Annotated in this window: 3 protein-coding genes; all 3 read right to left on the reverse strand. The window is 29.5% G+C overall.

Translation table 11 applies throughout. The features are described from left to right. Positions 1-140 precede the first annotated feature (140 nt). The gene (locus Q0370_RS05875; RefSeq protein ID WP_299573339.1) at positions 141-1,811 is read right to left on the reverse strand and encodes a sensor histidine kinase; all 1,671 of its coding nucleotides are present in this window, start codon (positions 1,809-1,811) and stop codon (positions 141-143) included. Beyond that, positions 1,808-2,590: a response regulator gene (locus tag Q0370_RS05880; protein ID WP_299573342.1), complete on the reverse strand. Its 783-nt coding sequence runs from the start codon at positions 2,588-2,590 to the stop codon at positions 1,808-1,810. The genes Q0370_RS05875 and Q0370_RS05880 overlap by 4 nt, the downstream gene beginning before the upstream one ends. Further along, a partial coding sequence (locus tag Q0370_RS05885) for a redoxin family protein (RefSeq protein ID WP_299573344.1) occupies positions 2,591-2,990 on the reverse strand: 400 nt, incomplete at its 5' end. It abuts the gene before it with no gap.

The following is a 2,990-nucleotide window of genomic DNA, read 5'->3' on the forward strand; positions in this document are numbered from 1 at the left end:
CATAATATTTATAAATAAAATTATAAAAGTCTTTAAGATGGATACTTAAAAATTAGATTTGAATTTTTTTAACAAGAATCAAATTAATTATTATAGGATTTTATTGTTATTTTTTAAATGAAGTTTAGTAGAAGAATAACTTACAAACTTGATTTAAAAGGAATTTTTATAATTACTTCTGCTCCTTCAGTTTTGTTGTCTTTATTTATAAATACGCCATAATTTTTGCCGTAATAGAATTTTATTCTTTTATCGACATTTTGAAATCCTACACCGCCTGTCTTGCTTTTTTTGAACTGTTTAGCTTTTTCAAAGCCTATTCCGTTGTCTTTGACTGAGATATTGAGAGTGCTGTTTTGTCTGTAAACATCTATTGTGATAATTCCGTTTCCAGAAAGGTTTTTTATTCCGTGATAGATGGAGTTTTCTACAATTGGCTGGATTATGATTTTTGGAACTTCGATGGAAAGAAGGCTTTCATCTTCTATGTTGAAAAAATAGGAAAGTTTGTCTTCGTATCTCTGCTTTTGTATGAATAAATATTCTTTAGTGTGCATAATTTCATCTTTTAACGGTATTTTTTCGTGTCCGTTGCTAAGGGAGAGCCTAAAATAGTTTGCAAGTGATTTTGTAATGCTGATTACTTTTTCATTGTCTTCAAATTCTGCCATCCAAATGATAGTATCTAGCGTGTTATACAGAAAATGTGGATTAATCTGGCTGTGAAGAGCCTTTATTTCATATTCCCGCAAATATTTTATTTTTTCAACCATTACATTAAAATGTTCTACAAGGTTCTGAATTTCATAGCCTGTTTTTTCACTCAAATGAAATTCCCGTAGATTATTTTCAAAGTTTTGCATATGATTTTCCAGTTTTATTAAAGGCCTTAGAATCTTTGTTATTACGATAAATGTAATAATGGAAGAAAAAGCTAATGAAACTAGGAAAATAATGATAACTATGTGGGAAAAATTTTTCTTTAAGGTTACTAAGTCATTTGTGTTTGCAAGGCTTCTTAAATTCCAGTTTGTATTTTCAATCTGTGTTTCGTATAAATATGTATCCTTCTTTTTATTCTTTTCTGAAAACTTTGCAAGACACTTTTTATCAGCAAAGCATTTCACATCTTTGTAGTAAATAATATTGTTGTTTTTGTCTACTATAATATTGTCGATTTGTTTTCCAAAAGAAATGGAATTTAAATATCTTTCAAGAATTTCATATTTAATGTCAAAAACAATAACACCAAGATTTTCTCCTCTTGAATTTTTTATGTCCCGACTGATTGAAAGAAACCAGAGAGCTGAGTTCATAGAGGAAGTGGAATTTTTTCTGCTGGGATTAAAAACAGGCATATCTGAATTGTTTATAGCATCGACATACCATTTTTCCTTCATCATATTTTCTGATATTTTCATATCATTATTTTTGTCACTGGATACAATGTTACCATTTTTCCCGATTACAGTAATATTTTTAATTCCTTTATTACTATTAAGAATCGAATAAATCATTTTTTCAATGCTCTTTTTTGAATCTTCGTTTCCTGATATTAAAAAATTTCTAACATCGGCATCAACAGATAAGAGATTAATTATATTTTTCAATTTATCTGCATAGAGTGTAATATAACGGGATGTACTTATAACATTTTCGTTAGTATACTCAATTTCCTTGTTCATTATGATGTATTTTGAAGTGTAGTAAAAAATGCTGCTTAAAAAAAGTACAAACAGAAGATTTCCAATAATATAATAAAAAAACAGCTGAAGCAGCATCGAGTTTTTCATAGTTCTTTTTAATTTCATAGTTTCTCTAGCACACTTTTCTTAAATTCTTTCGGTGTCATTCCAAAAGTTTTTTTAAATTTTGAATTGAAATAATTAAAGTTTTCCATTCCTACAAGCTCCCCAATTTGATAATTTTTCAGATCCGTTGTCAAAAGTAGCAGCTTTGCCTTTTCCATCCGTATATTATTCAAATAGTCCTGAAAAGGAATACCAAACAAATTTTTAAAAAGTGAACTCAAATATCCGGAAGACAAATTCATTTCGTCTGCCAGAGAATTTAAGTTAAAGGAAATATCGCTGTATTTTTCTTCAATTTTTTTTGTTAAAATATCTTTATACTTGCTATGAGAAATATTTTTATCAGATTTTTCAGCTTGGCTAATTTTATTAATAATTTTTCTTGCTTCGTTATATTTTTTATCTTCTTCCAGCTTATAGATAAGTTTTGAAATTATCTCATTTATATCTGTCTTGGAAACAGGTTTTAAAATATAGTCTTCAACTCCGATTTTTAAAGCCTTTTGAGCATATTCAAAATAGTCGTATCCAGAAATAATGGCTATTTTAACATCACTTTTCAGCTCCTTCATCTCCTCGGCAAGAGTCAGCCCATTTTTAAAGGGAATATTTATATCCAGCAGGACAAGGTCGGGCAAGACTTCTGAAAAAGTCTTAAAGGCAGAATTACCATCTTCTGCCTCATAAACATCACTTATCTTATATTTTTCAAAATCAATAAAGGTTTTAATACCTCTTCTTATAATTGGTTCATCATCAATTATTAAAATACTATACACTTATTTAACAGCTCCTTTGATTTGTGCAGCAGTCAGATGTCCCGGCAAAGTTTTAACAATATTCAAGTTCCCATCCAGTATAATGTTTGAAGGATATCCCAAAACTTTTGCCCTTTTTAGCACTTCCCCCTTTTCATCCAGCAATACAGTAGTATTTTTGTAATTAAGACCTTTATACCACTGAATAAATTTGGCTGTAGGTTTTTCTCCCTTTTGCCCTGGAGAAGCAATTGTTATAACTGTAAAATTCTTACTTTTATCTGCACTTAAAGAATTAATTTCGCTTAATCCTGAAAGACAGATAGGACACCATGAAGCCCACATTTTAATATATATTTTCTTCCCTTTGTACTGTTTGGGGGCCTTGGGAGGATTTCTACCAGACAAATGTCTTAGGGAC

The sequence above is a fragment of the uncultured Leptotrichia sp. genome, assembly GCF_938036635.1.
Taxonomy (GTDB): Bacteria; Fusobacteriota; Fusobacteriia; order Fusobacteriales; family Leptotrichiaceae; genus Leptotrichia; species Leptotrichia hongkongensis.

What these genes read in the sequence shown, in the direction of transcription:
- Q0370_RS05875 (WP_299573339.1), bottom strand. Translation starts at nt 1,811, where the DNA reads ATGAAATTAAAAAGAACTATGAAAAACTCGATGCTGCTTCAGCTGTTT.